The sequence below is a fragment of the Psychrobacter sp. TS_SC_6 genome (assembly GCF_056156305.1).
Genome location: NZ_CM149590.1, coordinates 676,899 through 692,548, shown reverse-complemented (window position 1 = coordinate 692,548; position 15,650 = coordinate 676,899). Strand labels below are relative to the sequence as shown.

Sequence of the window (15,650 nt, the reverse complement as noted above, 5' to 3'; positions counted from 1 at the left end):
ATTGATTGAGATAAGCAGGATAGTAAATGAGCAGCCAAGACTTTTATACTAACGCCGTTACTGATAAGCCTTTGATGCAAGTCAAAGGCTTGATTAGAGAGTTTAAAGCGGGTGAGCAGACCATTCGTGTATTGCACGATATCAATCTAACCATCCATCAAGGCGAGATGGTGGCTATTATTGGACAATCAGGCTCAGGCAAATCAACCTTGATGAATATTTTGGGCTGCTTGGATCAAGCGACTGCCGGCGATTATCAAGTATTTGGTCAATCTGTGAATCGTTTAGCCCCTGATGAGCTAGCAAAACTGCGCCGTGAGCACTTTGGTTTTATTTTTCAGCGTTACCATCTATTGGGTGACATCAGTGCCCGTGACAATGTCTCTGTGCCTGCCGTCTATGCAGGGATGGACGGGCAAGCGCGCAATGAGCGTGCCGAAAAGCTCTTATCAGACTTGGGGCTGGCGGACAAAGTCAACAATCGCCCAAGCCAGTTATCGGGTGGTCAGCAGCAGCGTGTGTCCATCGCAAGGGCATTGATGAACGGCGGCGATATTATCTTAGCGGATGAGCCGACAGGTGCGCTAGATAGCAAGTCAGGCAAAGATGTCGTACAAATTTTAAAAGACTTAAATGCGCAAGGTCATACGATTATTATGGTAACGCATGACCCCAGTCTTGCTGCTCAAGCTGAACGCGTGATTGAAATCAAAGACGGTTATATCATTGCTGATTATAAGAATGAAGACTATCAGCGCCCAGCAGCACAATCTGCGTCGCTGATAGATAAGCATCGTAAAAGCGCGTTTGGCAGCTTTATCGACCGCTTACTTGAATCGTTTAAAATGTCTTTACTTGCCATGCGTGCGCACAAAATGCGTACTCTACTGACAATGCTAGGTATCATCATTGGTATTGCCTCTGTGGTATCGGTCGTTGGACTCGGTAAAGGCTCACAAGAGCAGATTTTGTCCAATATTAGCTCACTAGGTACCAATACCATTACCGTCACTGACGGCTACCCTTACGGCGATCCTAGACGTCAGTATAATGATGACAATTTGACCCCACAGGATGCCCAAGCGGTTGCGGATCAGCCTTATGTGCTCAGTGTCAGTCCACAGCTGAATAGCAATATGAGTGTCCGCTATCGTAATGTCCAAGAAGCTGCCAGTATCAGCGGGATTGGTAAAGATTATCTCGATGTCAGTGGTGAAACACTGGCAATGGGTCAGGGCTTTAATGAACAAAGCATCTTACGCCGCACCCAAGATATCATTATCGACAGCAATGCACATAAAACCTTCTTTCCTACTACAGCAAACCCTATCGGCGAGGTACTGTTGATAGGTAGTGTTCCTGGACGCGTGATTGGGGTACTGGAGCCAAATGAAGGCGGCTTTAGTCGAGGTGTCGACTCCCCGACTCTATATATGCCCTATACCACCATGATGTCACGGCTCATAGGTAGTGCCTATATCGAGAGTTTTATTGCGCTGATTGATAATAACATTTCCTCTTCTGCCGCTGAGTCTGCCATCTCAGATCTCATGAAAAGTCGCCACGGTACTGATGATTTTCGCATACGTAACTCCGACTCTATCCGTCAAACCATTGAATCTACTACAGCTGCCATGACCTTGCTGATATCCTCTATCGCCATTATCTCGCTGATTGTCGGCGGTATTGGCGTCATGAATATCATGTTGGTATCTGTGACCGAGCGTACCAATGAGATTGGCGTACGTATGGCTGTCGGTGCTCGTCAGAGCGATATCATGCAGCAGTTTTTGATTGAGGCCATTTTGGTCTGTATATTAGGTGGTTTATTAGGTATTGGACTGGCATTTGCTATTGGTGAGCTGATTAACCGTATTGGTGGTGATAGTTTTAAAGTCATTTACTCTTCGACGTCCATTATTGCCGCCTTTGTATGCTCAACGCTTATCGGCGTGGTTTTTGGCTTTTTACCAGCACGCAATGCTGCTAAGTTGGATCCAGTAGAAGCACTCTCTAGGGATTAGTAGGATTTTAAGCAAAAATTTTTAAAAATCATTTTTAAAATAACAAACTATCCGCGATAATAAGTGATTCGATAGCCAAATAAGGGTCAAAGTTAAAAATTATTCATTATTATCTAAGATTTTTAACTTTTTTGCTGATTCGGGGTTGTATTTGTCTTAATTATATATATAATGTGCTCTCACGTTTAGAGATACAAATTATCTAAATATGAAACAAGTTTGATGCCTCTTTTGATATTGAGCAGTCGATAAATAAAGACGTTAAACTTACCGAAAATTCCATTAAAAGAATTTTCTCTTGTAGAGTTAAAAAGCAGTGCTTTTTTATACTCTTCAGGGCCGATAGCTCAGTTGGTAGAGCAGTTGACTTTTAATCAATTGGTCCCGCGTTCGAGTCGCGGTCGGCCCACCATATTTAGTATTATGCTTATTGTGTATGCTACCCTATCCGGTAGTAGTGTAATAAGTTTAAAGACATCCTTTTTGATGTCTAGTTTTAATAAATTTTCTTTTAAGGAAATTTATCTTGCGAAGCTAAAATTGTCATGCAATTTTTTAACGCTTCTCAGGGCCGATAGCTCAGTTGGTAGAGCAGTTGACTTTTAATCAATTGGTCCCGCGTTCGAGTCGCGGTCGGCCCACCATATTCGAAAAGCCCAATCATTTAATGATTGGGCTTTTTTTTGCTTGTATTATTACATTAAGGAGTATCGACTCTTTTACGAGCAAATTTAACTTGTGCAAACATGAGCTTAAAACCATTTTGTAGGGTTGTTTTGCGTGGTTCATTCGGTGCCTGTTCTATCAATTTTTCAAAGTCTTTATCGCTAAGCTTCACTCTTTTATCATGTGCCAGTAATAAAGTGTCTGGTTGCAGTGCTTTTACCTTGTTCAATGACGCGCGATAAGCGTCAGGTAAGGTAATTAAATAAGGTGAGACAAATCTATTTTTGATGATTAATATGAGATCGGCGGTATACGCCTGCTTGCTTTTCGGATGCCATAAAGACAAGTCTCGATCGGTATGCCCTGGCGTCCCTAAGACGATCCAATCGTCAAAATTTGGCACACGGTCGCCATCTTGAACAGTGACATCCGCTTTTAAAATGGGGTGGTACCAGACGTTGGTGATAGACTTACCTTGACGACTGGCGACATAATAAGTCAATCCCAAATCATTCAGATGGGCAATTCTACCCAAAACACCATGATACCAAGGTTTTTCGGACATTGCGGTAACTATCTGACAGCCGGTTTTTTGCTGCAACAGCTTAGCGCCGCCCGCATGATCGGGATGCATATGCGTGACCATGACGGTCTTAAGTTGCTTAACTGGACGTTTTAAAGTGTCGGTAATATACGCTAAAATCTTATCGACATCACATCGACATCCTGAATCTAACAATAATAATTTGTCAGGATAAATCGCCATATACGTTGTCTGAATATATCCCTCTATCGCAACGATATCTACTAAACTCATAATATCCCTTTATCTAATATAACGTTTATATTAGCCATTTAAATGTCCATATATGAAAGCAAAGGCTATATTTAGCCAACGTATTCTTGATGTTATTAAATAATCTGATTGATGATTATAACGTTCAATAAAGATTTAGAAGTGATATTCAGTGAACGCTTGTGACTAAATATAGTTAAAATATTTCAAAAACGCTACAGTACTGCTGGTATAAATTTTTTGCAGCCTCTGTCTGCGTAGGCACAGCAAGCAAGAAAAATTAATATCAGCAGTACTTGATGTATCGATATTACTTTTCCCTGACTATATTATTTAGGTTAAAGAATAAAAAATTCTCATAAAAAAACTCAGCACAGTGGCTGAGTTCTTTATTGGAGATTTAAATACGAATATATTAAGCCAAATTAAGCTAAGTCACGAACCTTTGGCTCACGTTCCCATAAGCGCGATTTGGCATTTTCAATAAAGACGTCCATATCAGATAGTGGTGTGATAAAGGCATCTTTTTCAATCGGTAGTTTACTTAAGATAAACTCATCTGTCGCCCCGCAATAAGAAATCGCTTTACAGTGCACATAAGCGTCGGTGAACCAATCTAACGTGGCACTGTCTTTAGCCAGTGTCTTAGCTTGATCAGGCATGATGATACTAACCACGGCATCAAACATCACGGATGGACCCCCTGCTACGCGCTCATCAGCTTGTATGATGGTATCATCGTCCAATTTGACTTCTTTATTCGGTGCAATAATTTTGACACTGGCACCTTGCGCTTGCGCTGCCTTCTCGTACTTCTCTATTTCACTATGTTTTGAGCCTTCCGCTACCAAAATACCAATCATGCGACCCTCTAAACTCTTAGGTGACAGACCAATGGTTCTTACGGCAGGAGAGACTTCCATATCTTGAATAGGTGCGGCAGATTCAGCAGCTTCCGGCAGCTCCATACCCAACGCTTTTGCGACGCGACTTGCCAAATCTTCATCGATATTACGTAGATGACTAAGCGTACGACTACGGACATGCGCTGTATCTACTTTACCTAGCTCAAAAGCATAAGCTGATGCAATATGCGCTTGTTCAATTGTTGTTTGGCTACGATAGAACATGCGTGGCTGACTATAATGATCCGCGAAGCTCTCAGCGCGCACGCGACCTTTAACACCATCATCTAGCGTCTCAGCAAAAGACGCAAAGCCTTTTTTCACACTCTCACGTGGTCTGGTAGGATCAAGACTTTGTGGCTCATAAAGCACGCGCGTTTTTGGCACTTGCATCTGCATATGACCATCTTGCTGATTATTAGCAAACGGACATTTAGGTGCATTGATTGGAATTTGTGCAAAATTCGGTGAGCCTAAGCGTGACAACTGAGTGTCTAAATAACTGAAAAGACGACCTTGCAGTAGAGGATCATTACTAAAGTCGATACCAGGTGGTAGATGCGATGGACAGAAAGCCACTTGTTCTGTTTCGGCAAAGAAATTGTCTGGATAACGATTGAGCACCATTTTACCTACTACTTTGACTGGTACCAGCTCCTCTGGAATCAGCTTGGTCGCATCTAAATGATCGAATGGGAATTCATTGGCTTCATCTTCGGTGAATAACTGCACACCAAATTCCCATTCAGGGAAATCCCCGTTATTAATCGATTCAAACAAATCACGGCGATGATAGTCAGGATCCGCGCCTGAGATTTTCACTGCTTCATCCCATGTGGTGGATTGTACGCCCAATACTGGCTTCCAGTGGAAGCGTACAAAAGTACTTTTACCTTCCTTATTAATTAGGCGATAACTATGAATACCAAAGCCTTCAATCATCCGTAGGCTACGTGGGAGCGCGCGATCACTCATTAGCCAAATTAAGTTATGCATGGTCTCAGGACTTAGCGACACAAAATCCCAAAAGGTATCATGAGCAGAGGCCGCCTGTGGAAAGCCGCGATCAGGTTCGGGTTTTACCGCATGGATAAGATCAGGGAATTTTATGGCATCTTGGATAAAGAAAATCGGCATATTATTACCGACGATATCCCAGTTACCTTCTTCGGTATAAATCTTTACGGCAAACCCGCGTACATCACGAGGCGTATCCTTTGACCCTTTATTACCAGCTACGGTCGAAAAACGGGTAAATAGTGGGGTTTGTTTGCCAGTCTCAGTCAAGATCTTTGCCGTGGTATATTGTTCTAATGATTCGGTTAGCTCAAAATAACCGTGTGCGGCACTACCACGCGCATGGACGATACGCTCAGGGATACGCTCATGGTCAAAGTGATGAATCTTTTCACGTAATACAAAATCCTCTAATAGCGTTGGACCACGCGGTCCTGCTTTGAGTGAATTTTGATTGTCCGAAATTGGCACACCCTGTTGGGTAGTCAGTACTTTGGTGTCATCACCTGCACGTTGATGGGTTTCACCACCATTGCCACGTTCCATATTCATGTCTTTAGCGGGGTCGGTATGATCAATATTCTTATTCATAAAATATCCTAGCTAGCTGATGAGTAAAAATGGGCTACCAATAGACCATTTAATAAGTGCTAACACAGTTTTTATATCCGTAGCGATAGTGGCGACTTCAAATGTCCGTTTAGTTTCTGTGTTGTAGCACGGTTAAGGATAAAAACTGATTCAAGCACTCTTGAGATAGCAATGCTGAGCTCAACAATTATCTTACTCAAAAATTTTGCCCAGGTATGTCAATTATATGGTTAAGCGTGTTGATATTTGGTTAAGAAAAACAGGCATTAGTTAAACTTATAAACGATAGAAACATTCATTATTTTTAACAATATAGCGTTGTTATGTTGTTATTCTTTACTCTATTCTGTAATAGGTGTCTGCTCATTAGGGTTAAAAGGGCAGATAGATTTTGAAATACGCTATTTTTCACTGAGATTTTTTAACTAACACAATGAGGCTACCTATGACATTCACATCCATTTCTACCAAACCATCTAAGCGCCATGGTGAAAATTTACTATACGGCGCCTCTGTAGGATTAACAGCACTACTACTTAGCCAAACGGCGGCAGCGATTACCACTAAAAACATCACTTATACGGTAGATAATCAACCCTATGAGGGCTATTACGCCAAAGCAGATAAACCCAATGCGCCATTTATCTTACTGATTCATGATTGGGATGGGCTCACCGATTATGAGCGTAAGCGCGCTGATATGTTGGCACATGAGGGCTATAACGTACTGGCTGCTGATATGTTTGGGAAAGGTATCCGCCCGACAACTATTGAAGACAATAAACGCTTAACCGGTGCACTATATGACGATCGCAGCAAAATGCGCCGCTTACTTCAAGGCGCATTGAACGCCGGACAAGCGCAAGGCAATAATGCACGCACAGGCGTGACGATGGGCTATTGTTTTGGCGGTACGGTTGCTTTAGAGCTCGCTCGCTCAGGCTTCCCGCAAAAAGCCTTTGTGCCTTTCCATGGTGCCTTTGATACGCCCATAGGTCAAAGTTATGATAAAACCAATGGCGAGATATTGGTATTTCATGGCTCTGCAGATGAGTCCGTCTCCTTAGAGAGCTTTGCGACTTTGGGTAAGACGTTAGAAACGGCAAAAGTGCCCCATGAAATGATTACATATAGCGGTGCGCCCCATGCCTTTAGCGTGTTTGGCAGCGATAGATACGATGCGCGCGCTGATGAGCGTTCTTGGCAGCGTTATTTAGATTTTTTAGCAGAAGCCTATAAATAGTTTTATTGTATGCAACCAACATAAACAGCTGTAAATAAAAAAGACCTCTCAATCAAGATCTTATAACGATCGATTAAGAGGTCTTTTTATGCCAAAGATTCGTTATCTAATTTTTTGAAATACCAATAGCTGGTTATTAGCAGGCATCGCATATTTATCAGATAGTTTTAGATGATGTGTTTTTGCCAAAGCTATTATGTTTTCTAAATGACGAATACCGCTCTTTGCGTCGCGTTGTCGTAGACTGATATCAAATTGCTGATTACCGGTACTGGTGTAATACCCGTTTTCATTAAAAGGTCCATAAACGATTAATTTTCCATTGATAGGTAAAGCATTACCTACTAACTCAAACAATTTTTCCACCAAAGACCATGAGATAATATGCAGGATGTTGGCGGTAAATACCGCATCATAGGGCTGATTGCTAGCAAGACTAATCGGTAATGGATCGACTGACAAATCAAAAGATAGTGGCGCATATAGATTTGGCGCAGGATGAGCAGCATGCCAAGCATTGATAGTGGCATGATGCGCTAATATATCACTGGTCTGCCATATTAAATGAGCTAATCTCGGTGCAAAATATACGCTATGCTGACCCGTCCCTGAACCCACTTCCAATACATAGGTAGAATTTTTCAACTCTTGCTGTAAAATATGCAAAATTGGCTGCTTATTATTTTCACAGGCTTGAGAAAACGGCATACCAACGGGAGCGATAGACTGAGTATTATTTGAATCATTATTAAACACGGCTCATATCCTTATAGGTCTACACTGTCACAGCTATGATAGGAATAATGACTACAAAAAAGCATTAAAGACTAATAAATACCCGCTTCTACCCCAGCTGCTAGTGTCATAGCAAGCTCTTCGACTTGCTTAGTGAATTCCTCTTGCCAATCGCCTTGCAATATCAGCGCTTCTTGAGTCCACTCCCAACGCAGTCCGGTGGTAATCGTCTTCAGCGCAAGCTTGGTGCCCGTACCATCATGACCTGCACGAATATATAAGGCAAATGGCATACCTTGTTTCTTCTCTAACACCGGATAATAACAGCGATCAAAGAAGTCTTTGGTCAGACCTGCCATATAAGCCAAGTTCTCAGTCGTCCCTAGTAATAGCGCATCGGCTGCCAGCACATCCTCAGGCTGGGTATCTTGGGGAGATTTGAATATGACATCGATGTCTATATCAGGATGATTGGCACCGTCATAAGCCGCTTGTGCCAATTTTTTGGTATTAGGCGATGGCGCATGCGCAACGATCAGTAAAGTTTTGTTAGCCATATCAATCATCCTTATAGAGGTTACTGGTTTTTGAATAATGTGGCAATCCCCCAATAAATAAGAAGAGTCATAAATAGAGATTAGCTGCTAAAATATACCAGCAGTGTAACCCTCCCAAACTTAAGACACCTAATAAATAGAATTAAGCTGCCTGATTGAGTTTTTGTATTGGCGTAAAACCGCCATTGCCCATGTTCGGACGTTCATGGTTGTAATGATATAACCAGTTTTCTGCTTGCTGTCTGACTTGCTCTAGATTATCAAACAGCTCTTGGTTTAACCAATCATATCTCATCGTTCTGTTGTAGCGCTCAACATAAGCATTTTGCTGTGGATTGCCAGGCTCAATATAGCTCAAGAGAATGTTTTGTTCTAGTGCCCAGTCTTTGAGCGCATTACTGATGTATTCAGGGCCGTTATCACACCTTATTTGCATAGGCTTGCCTCGATACTCAATGAGCTGCTTCAGACTACGTATGACTCTTTGCGCCGGTAGTGAGAAGTCAATCTCAACGGTTAGGGCCTCACGGTTGTAATCATCAATGACGTTAAACAGTCTAAAGGCACGGCCATCGGTCAAAGCATCATGCATGAAATCCATACTCCAGCTTTGATTGATGCTATCAGGTACAGCTAAGGGTTGTGGTTTAGCACACTTTATACGGCGACGAGGTTTGATTCTCAGATTCAACTCAAGCTTACAGTAAATGCAACGCGCTTCAATATAGTGACAAGCCAGTACTTTGCGCCCTGATGGCGCTACCACTTTTTTGACATGGCATCCTGTAGGATGTCGGATTTAAGACATTCATCAGCGTACATCTTCTTTAAGCGGGCATTTTCAACTTCAAGCTCTTTAAGACGGCTGATAAGTGTGGCGTCCATACCACCATATTTAGATCGCCAGTTGTAAAAGGTGCTTTGACTAATATTATGCTCACGGCAAAGCTCGGTGATAGGGACGCCTTGCTCGGCTTGTTTCAAGATGTTGACGATTTGGTTGTCGCTAAAGCGGGTCTTTTTCATGGGATTCTCCTGCTGATGTATTTTAGCAGTTAATCTCTATTTGTAAGTGTTCTTATTTATTAGGGGGGGGATTACCATGCGAACGGCGCGTTCTTTAATTTCGGGTGTATAGTTTCGTCTTTTCATTGTCGTATTCTCTCAGAAAGTTGAGTCTCCGACAATCCCGGGGCGGTTCATAGAGTTCGGGAAAGGCTCGCTGCCTACTGACTATCTTGTAGGCTTACATTATTTATTTGCGCCTCCGATATTCTATCTATTTTATCTTTCAACTCATTTAGTTCTAGTTTGAAAGAATCTATATTAATACTCATCTCGGCTTTCTCATTGACATCATCTTTATCTTTATCCAGGTACACTGCTCTGTAGTCCTCTAATGTGACTACACGTTCCCGCAAAGAATTTCTTATTAAACCTAGCTCATAAACTGTTAGTTGCATATCCTCTTTCATTGTCTTATTAGCTCCTCTAATAGAATCTGGTATTATACCAAAATAAAGTCTGGTTTATACGTAGTTCTTATAAACTTTTTTGGAAATAACAGCGCACTTTGGTATATTTTGGTGTAGTGGACAAAATTCATCCTGGCGTAGGGTCTAACGCTAGATACTTTTCTTTATTACAATCCAAAATCTTCTGAATATACATATAGCGGATATTAAGTCAAAGAGAAGCTGCAATCGATGTAGGGTATCACAACAGATATTTTCAAATCGATAGTTGGTGCTGAGCGAGAACTAAATAGAGAAACGCTTTAAGAAATGGGTGAACAGATGGCAGTTTATTTGTCATAACGCCCGTTATGGGCCTAGCCATCATTCACTAAAAATATGAGCTTTGATGATGTAAATTAATCATATTGAATAGTTACCGTCGCCACCGAGCTAACTTTTCCTGGGGTAATAATGGAATCCGTTTGATAATAACTTGCATTTAAAGGAACATTGTATTGAATGTTTTGATTCGATTTAACGGTTCCTAATTCAAGCTTTTCATTTTTTAAAATTACTTTACTTACATTGTTATAATTCGTTTTCAGCTGAATGCCAACTCCGCCTGCTCGTGTTGATACAGGTGCGTTATTTGCCAGAGTATTAGTCGTATTAGCCGCTACTGTATAATCAAAATTCAAACTGATTTTATTGCTTTCTTCATAGGCTGTTTGGTTTTCGCCACCATTACACAAGAAATTTAGGTCGAAAGCCTGAGTACCTTGCGTAGAGCCTACCCCTTTAAATCCAGATTTATTGACAGTAGGTAATTGCACAGTTTTATTAACCTCTCCTAAAAGCTCACATGAGGATGAAGCGATCGTAATGGCATTAGCATATACTGTACTGGTCAAAAAAGGCTTGCTTACATCGTCACGCGAGTGATAACTACTGTACCTACCTGCAGTCAGAGCACCCGATCCTGTCGAGGCTGCTGTTTTAACGATCTCAACAACGAAAAAACCTTCTCCTAGTGTGTAGGTCTTATCTCCTAGCAACGTACCGCCTTCCAAAGGTCTGCTATAGGGATAATAGCCGGAAAAGTCTGAGCCATTTCCAGCGTCTCTATATAAACGAATTCCTATACCGTTAATATTGGTGTTATATACAGAATCACCGCCTGCAGAGCTTAGCGAAGGGTTTTGCGAAAGAACAGCTTGTATTGTCCCTCCAAAAATATTGCAACTAATCTTGGAACCATTAGGCATAATGGGAAACGAGGCACGTTGCAATACCTTCCCAACGGGATCGCTCGGTCTAACAACCACTCTGCCTACATTCATACTGATATCAACAGTTACAAAACCCCAGTCGGCTGTACACCTTGCATATCCCTCTGAGCTTAAAATGCAGCCTGTTAGCAGGAAAAAACTATTTAATACTCTGGAACTCATTGGCATAAACCTTCTAACATCAGTATATTTTTCTCACTCTGTGATGACTGAGCGGTGACATCATATTGTACCTTGCATTGCGCATCTTGTGCCTCTCCCCACTTTACCGTCACTGTATCAGCCAAAGTATTTGTGCGTAGATAGACTAAGCTGCCTTGAGCAACCATGCCTACATACTCTCCGTTTGAATCAAATACTTCAGACGCAAAAGGCAATGTCTCACCTTTGGTATTTAAACTTCGAATATATAACGCTTTGCCTGATTTGGTAGTAAAATTAACCTTAGAGATTGATCCAGCATAGGGCGCAATGCGCTGACTGTTACCTTCTAACTCTACATCTAAAGACATGCCTTCAGGATTCAAAACAATTTCATTTAAACGATAAGGCGTCACGTAGGGAATTACAGCATAACCTGCCTTATTAATGGTCAAACCATTGGTATGGCTTACTTTCGCGCCTGTAGCATCAGGTGCATAGACTAAGACCATCGTTTGACCTTGTTCAGGGCCAAAAAGCACACCGTCAGAGTGAGCAACAATATTGCCCCTCGCTGTTAATGACACTTGCTTGTAATGATCTGAGGTGCTGTATGAGCCGCCTAGCGTAGTAAAGTTGGTACGGTATTGTGCATTGGTATTTAAACTTGAGCTGTCTTTATAGTCTGTTGATACAGAAGCGCCATAGTTCAAACGATCACCAACCACGCCACTTATACCAACGGTAGTATTATCCTGAGTATGAGCTGAATTTATGTTGATAGCATTGCGTTTGAATGAAAGGGGTAGCGATAGCGTTAGCATATACTCAGTGTCATTCTCACTTTGACTTGTCGCATTATTTTCTACCACTCTTCTAATGGCTGAAACGCCATAGTTTAGATTACGGTAATTATTACTATAACCGACCTGATATTGCTTGGAAACCTCTTGACGATCCCAGTAATCTATCCAAGAACCAGTTGCATAGAGATTCCCCCAATCGTTAGGTAGTCCTTGATTTAAAGTTACTTGGAACTCGCTGCGTTGTTTACCAAAAAAACTAGAGCCCACCCCATTTTTTTCTAGTTCTTGAGCCAGTAAGGCATCACGCAAATTATAATAATTTTCGGTTGAATAACGATACGCAGCCAAGGTTAAATTGGTGTCTGTTGGTGTAATGAGCTTGCTATAACTGAGGCGATAACTTTGACCTTTTTCTTTCTCACGACGATCAAAACTCGCTTCAGAGTGCGTCATATCTAAAGCCACTGCACCTATTGGTGTGGCAAATGCACTACCTAACGTCAACGCTGTATAATCTTCTGATCCTTGGAAGCCACCATAAGCTGTTATACGGTTATTAACGCCACGTTGATATTGTGCCTGTACAATAAACGGATCCATATCACTATCAGCGTCACGAAATTGCCCCGTCATGACTGAATAACGACTCATACCTGGACGTAACATTTGTGCTACTGACGCATAAGGGATTGAGTATTTCTGAATATCACCATTGGCTTCTAAAATAGAGACTTCTAGCTCTCCACCATAACCGGTAGGGTATAAGTCATTCATCTCAAAGCTTCCAGCAGCGACCGTAGTTTGATAAATTAGTTGACCCTGCTGACGAATTTCAACTTTAGCATTGGTTTTAGCATTACCACGGATTCTTGGTGCATAGCCGAGCATACTATTAGGAAGCATGCGGTCATCACTGGAAAATTCTGCGCCGCGATAACCAAAGGAGTTGAATATCTCGCCATTGGTAAAGCTATCACCAAGCGTCAATACGCCTCTATACTGAGGAAAAGCTCGCTGAGCATAAGTACTAATAGCGTCATAAGTTGATTGAGTGTCTTTGCTCTTTGTCTTATCTTCCCACTTCCACTGACCATTGTGACGAAATTGCCAATCTGCAAAATTTGCACCTGTATTTAATGATACAAACGCATTGGTATTGTCTTCACTATTTTCCGTTTTACTATAAGTTTTATAGGTGCTCGCATTGTAAGAGACAAATGTAGCATCAATACCACGATCCCAAACACTAGGATCAACATACCCTTGCGCATTTCTTTCCATAGCAATTTGTGGAATCGAGATATCAAATCTTAACTTTGAGGCGTCAAACTCATAAAAAGAATCCTGAACCCATTCGCCCAACTGCTGACAATTTTTACTATTTATTGCCAGTCTTTCTTTAATGATTTTTGCTTTTATACCGTATTCAAGTAGTTGTTTTGAAGAAAAGCAGGTATATGCACTTTTGTTATCTTCCGTACTCTTAAACGTTATTTGATGCTTACCGAACCAGTTACCATTGATATAGACATCTACATTGTAATATCCTGGTAAGATCGCATTACCATACGTGAAGCGCTTAATATCAATATTTTTGGCATCGCCGATTAGGAAATCTGAGTTAAATTCAGCTGTTTTTCCAGTAGGTTCTTTCTCAATATCATCAGCTGACGCCAATGTTGATATACTAAAAAAAATGACCCCATAAACCAAGCAACATCTAAGATATCGTTTAACATTCTTGTAATTATGTAAGGTATTTTTCATAGCATGGCCATTCTATTGAAAATCTAATCGGTTTGTGGGTTACGTAACCTTATATATCAAGAACAAGACTTACTTAACCTTATGATTCACTCTTCCGCCATAATCATTAATAGTGGTAAACGTCATATTCTGCGTATTAGGACTTTTTAATAAAACACTCTGTTCAGAAAAAGGCTTTAGCATCAATCCTTCTGACAAAATATCAATGGTTTTACCTGCGTTATCTTGGGTAATAGAGGTGATTGTTATATAAAAAGGGGTTGGATTTTTGGCTAGTAGATTAGAGCCTGTACTGCTCCACTGAATTTTTTCAGGAGCTAGAACAACATCTTGTTTTATACCACTAGGACGATAAAACAACTTGATACGTGAGCGAACAGCCAATTGTAAGAAATTATCAGGAGCTGCTGTTTTGTCTTGTGCTGAAGGTTTTGGGGGTATGTCTAACACGTTTAACCAAAACAAGCTTTCTTCTGTTTTACTTAGGGTATTCACGGTTGGCAAACTGGTAATACGTATAAATTGACTTTTTTGCCCCTCCACACGTGAAATAGGAGGAGTGAGAATAAAAGGCGCTTTTGATTGATCGGGGGTTGAACTTGGGTCACCTTCATCAATCCATGCTTGAACCAAAGATGGGCTTTTTCCATCATTACTTAATTGCAGCGTAACCTCACGTGCATCAGAAGGATAAACCGCACGTGTACCATGAATAATAATTTCTGCATGAACTAAACTGATAGGTGTTAGAAGTGTGATTAAACAGATTTTATAAAATAGCTGTTTTACAGACATAGATTTCTCTCTACCTAAAATTAAAAAAAAGAGCTAGGCCTGATACTTCTCCTAGCTCTTATCAATCTAGTAAAAGATTACTGATAAATAATTGTATATTTCACAGTGGTTGCAACGCTACCAGGAGTTGAAGCACCAGTAGCATAGTATTGCGCATAGTAATTAAGATCTGCTGAACCAGCACCACTTACATCTACTAACTGTGAGTTAGTCTGAACGCCACCAGCGCCTGCAGCTAATACTGGAATAACCGTATTGTTTGAACCGAGCAATTGGACTTGAACGTTAGTAGCGGTTCCAGTCGCATTATTTAAACGACCAGTATTGAAATCAACAGTTGCACCTGGCTCAAAATAAGTCGCAACTTTACTACCAGCTGTACAATCAGTCAGGTTGATAGTGAATGGCGTGCGCCCTGCAACATCACCAGCATTTTTTAATACTTGCTGAGAAACCGTAGGAAGTGTGACTGTAAAATCTTTGCCTTGTACACTATTAACCGTACAAGTTTTATCTGTCACTTGACCATTAATGGTAATAGTACCGTCAGCTGCAAACGTAGTAGAAGTTGCTAATACGAATAATGGAATTGCTAATAAAGCTTTTTTCATAATTATTACCCTAGGAAATATATTTGTAATTCTAAATCGCAGTATTTTACATAATAAAATAAAATAAGTAAACATTAGTATTTTCTGTAACATCCTATAAATTTTTAAGTATTTGATAATAAAGGTAAAATTTTATTATTCTATTAGAAATAAATATTTTTTCTAGATTTTAATAAACAAAAGTAAAACAAAAGAGTTTAAAAAAAACCGTTTAAACCTTCAAATATACCGTTCATCCTATATTTTATTG

The 15,650-nt window shown here is 40.8% G+C and carries 11 protein-coding genes, 2 tRNA genes and 1 pseudogene; 4 read left to right on the top strand and 10 right to left on the bottom strand.

Annotated elements, in window-relative coordinates:
- The first annotated feature begins 26 nt into the window (after positions 1–26).
- The 3 genes from AC0J5Y_RS03070 to AC0J5Y_RS03060 all read left to right on the top strand — a co-directional run bounded on the left by AC0J5Y_RS03070 (position 27) and on the right by AC0J5Y_RS03060 (position 2,668).
- Complete coding sequence (locus AC0J5Y_RS03070; RefSeq protein WP_475131460.1) at positions 27–2,024, top strand: MacB family efflux pump subunit; 1,998 nt, start codon at positions 27–29, stop codon at positions 2,022–2,024.
- 336 nt (positions 2,025–2,360) lie between these two features.
- Positions 2,361–2,436 (top strand) — tRNA-Lys (locus AC0J5Y_RS03065).
- Positions 2,437–2,592: 156 nt separating this feature from the next.
- Positions 2,593–2,668 (top strand) — tRNA-Lys (locus AC0J5Y_RS03060).
- Between the two features lie 56 nt (positions 2,669–2,724).
- Here AC0J5Y_RS03060 and AC0J5Y_RS03055 read toward each other — a convergent pair.
- Both AC0J5Y_RS03055 and AC0J5Y_RS03050 read right to left on the bottom strand, forming a co-directional pair.
- Entirely contained in the window at positions 2,725–3,507 is a 783-nt protein-coding gene (locus AC0J5Y_RS03055) for an MBL fold metallo-hydrolase (protein ID WP_475131459.1), read from the bottom strand.
- A 404-nt stretch (positions 3,508–3,911) separates the two neighbouring features.
- Positions 3,912–5,999 (bottom strand): catalase, encoded by a 2,088-nt coding sequence (locus AC0J5Y_RS03050; protein WP_475131458.1) that lies wholly within the window; start codon positions 5,997–5,999, stop codon positions 3,912–3,914.
- Positions 6,000–6,444: 445 nt separating this feature from the next.
- On the opposite strand from AC0J5Y_RS03050, the gene AC0J5Y_RS03045 reads away from it, so the two are divergent.
- Complete coding sequence (locus AC0J5Y_RS03045) at positions 6,445–7,242, top strand: dienelactone hydrolase family protein (protein WP_475131457.1); 798 nt, start codon at positions 6,445–6,447, stop codon at positions 7,240–7,242.
- Positions 7,243–7,344: 102 nt separating this feature from the next.
- Here the strand turns inward: AC0J5Y_RS03045 and AC0J5Y_RS03040 are convergent, their stop codons facing one another.
- From AC0J5Y_RS03040 to AC0J5Y_RS03005, 8 genes and pseudogenes are all read right to left on the bottom strand, one after another.
- Positions 7,345–7,998, bottom strand: coding sequence for a DUF938 domain-containing protein (locus AC0J5Y_RS03040; RefSeq protein WP_475131456.1), 654 nt, complete (start codon positions 7,996–7,998; stop codon positions 7,345–7,347).
- Positions 7,999–8,069: 71 nt separating this feature from the next.
- Complete coding sequence (locus tag AC0J5Y_RS03035; protein WP_475131455.1) at positions 8,070–8,534, bottom strand: flavodoxin family protein; 465 nt, start codon at positions 8,532–8,534, stop codon at positions 8,070–8,072.
- 142 nt (positions 8,535–8,676) lie between these two features.
- Positions 8,677–9,560: pseudogene (locus AC0J5Y_RS03030) on the bottom strand (IS3 family transposase).
- Between the two features lie 200 nt (positions 9,561–9,760).
- The gene (locus tag AC0J5Y_RS03025; protein ID WP_475131454.1) at positions 9,761–10,009 is read right to left on the bottom strand and encodes a hypothetical protein; all 249 of its coding nucleotides are present in this window, start codon (positions 10,007–10,009) and stop codon (positions 9,761–9,763) included.
- Positions 10,010–10,407: 398 nt separating this feature from the next.
- Positions 10,408–11,442: a fimbrial protein gene (locus tag AC0J5Y_RS03020; RefSeq protein ID WP_475132064.1), complete on the bottom strand. Its 1,035-nt coding sequence runs from the start codon at positions 11,440–11,442 to the stop codon at positions 10,408–10,410.
- Positions 11,439–13,994, bottom strand: a complete 2,556-nt coding sequence (locus AC0J5Y_RS03015) for a fimbria/pilus outer membrane usher protein (RefSeq protein ID WP_475131453.1) — start codon at positions 13,992–13,994, stop codon at positions 11,439–11,441. The genes AC0J5Y_RS03020 and AC0J5Y_RS03015 overlap by 4 nt, the downstream gene beginning before the upstream one ends.
- A 69-nt stretch (positions 13,995–14,063) precedes the next feature.
- A complete protein-coding gene (locus tag AC0J5Y_RS03010; RefSeq protein WP_475131452.1) occupies positions 14,064–14,789 on the bottom strand; it encodes a fimbrial biogenesis chaperone in 726 nt (241 codons plus the stop codon).
- A gap of 77 nt (positions 14,790–14,866) precedes the next feature.
- Positions 14,867–15,400 carry a fimbrial protein gene (locus tag AC0J5Y_RS03005; RefSeq protein WP_475131451.1) on the bottom strand — a complete coding sequence of 178 codons (534 nt, stop codon included), beginning with the start codon at positions 15,398–15,400 and terminating at the stop codon, positions 14,867–14,869.
- Positions 15,401–15,650 lie beyond the last annotated feature (250 nt).

Coding starts and splice junctions, on each gene's coding strand:
- AC0J5Y_RS03070 (WP_475131460.1), top strand. CDS start 27: ATGAGCAGCCAAGACTTTTATACTAACGCCGTTACTGATAAGCCTTTG.
- AC0J5Y_RS03055 (WP_475131459.1), bottom strand. CDS start 3,507: ATGAGTTTAGTAGATATCGTTGCGATAGAGGGATATATTCAGACAACG.
- AC0J5Y_RS03050 (WP_475131458.1), bottom strand. CDS start 5,999: ATGAATAAGAATATTGATCATACCGACCCCGCTAAAGACATGAATATG.
- AC0J5Y_RS03045 (WP_475131457.1), top strand. CDS start 6,445: ATGACATTCACATCCATTTCTACCAAACCATCTAAGCGCCATGGTGAA.
- AC0J5Y_RS03035 (WP_475131455.1), bottom strand. CDS start 8,534: ATGGCTAACAAAACTTTACTGATCGTTGCGCATGCGCCATCGCCTAAT.
- AC0J5Y_RS03025 (WP_475131454.1), bottom strand. CDS start 10,009: ATGAAAGAGGATATGCAACTAACAGTTTATGAGCTAGGTTTAATAAGA.
- AC0J5Y_RS03020 (WP_475132064.1), bottom strand. CDS start 11,442: ATGAGTTCCAGAGTATTAAATAGTTTTTTCCTGCTAACAGGCTGCATT.
- AC0J5Y_RS03015 (WP_475131453.1), bottom strand. CDS start 13,994: ATGAAAAATACCTTACATAATTACAAGAATGTTAAACGATATCTTAGA.
- AC0J5Y_RS03010 (WP_475131452.1), bottom strand. CDS start 14,789: ATGTCTGTAAAACAGCTATTTTATAAAATCTGTTTAATCACACTTCTA.
- AC0J5Y_RS03005 (WP_475131451.1), bottom strand. CDS start 15,400: ATGAAAAAAGCTTTATTAGCAATTCCATTATTCGTATTAGCAACTTCT.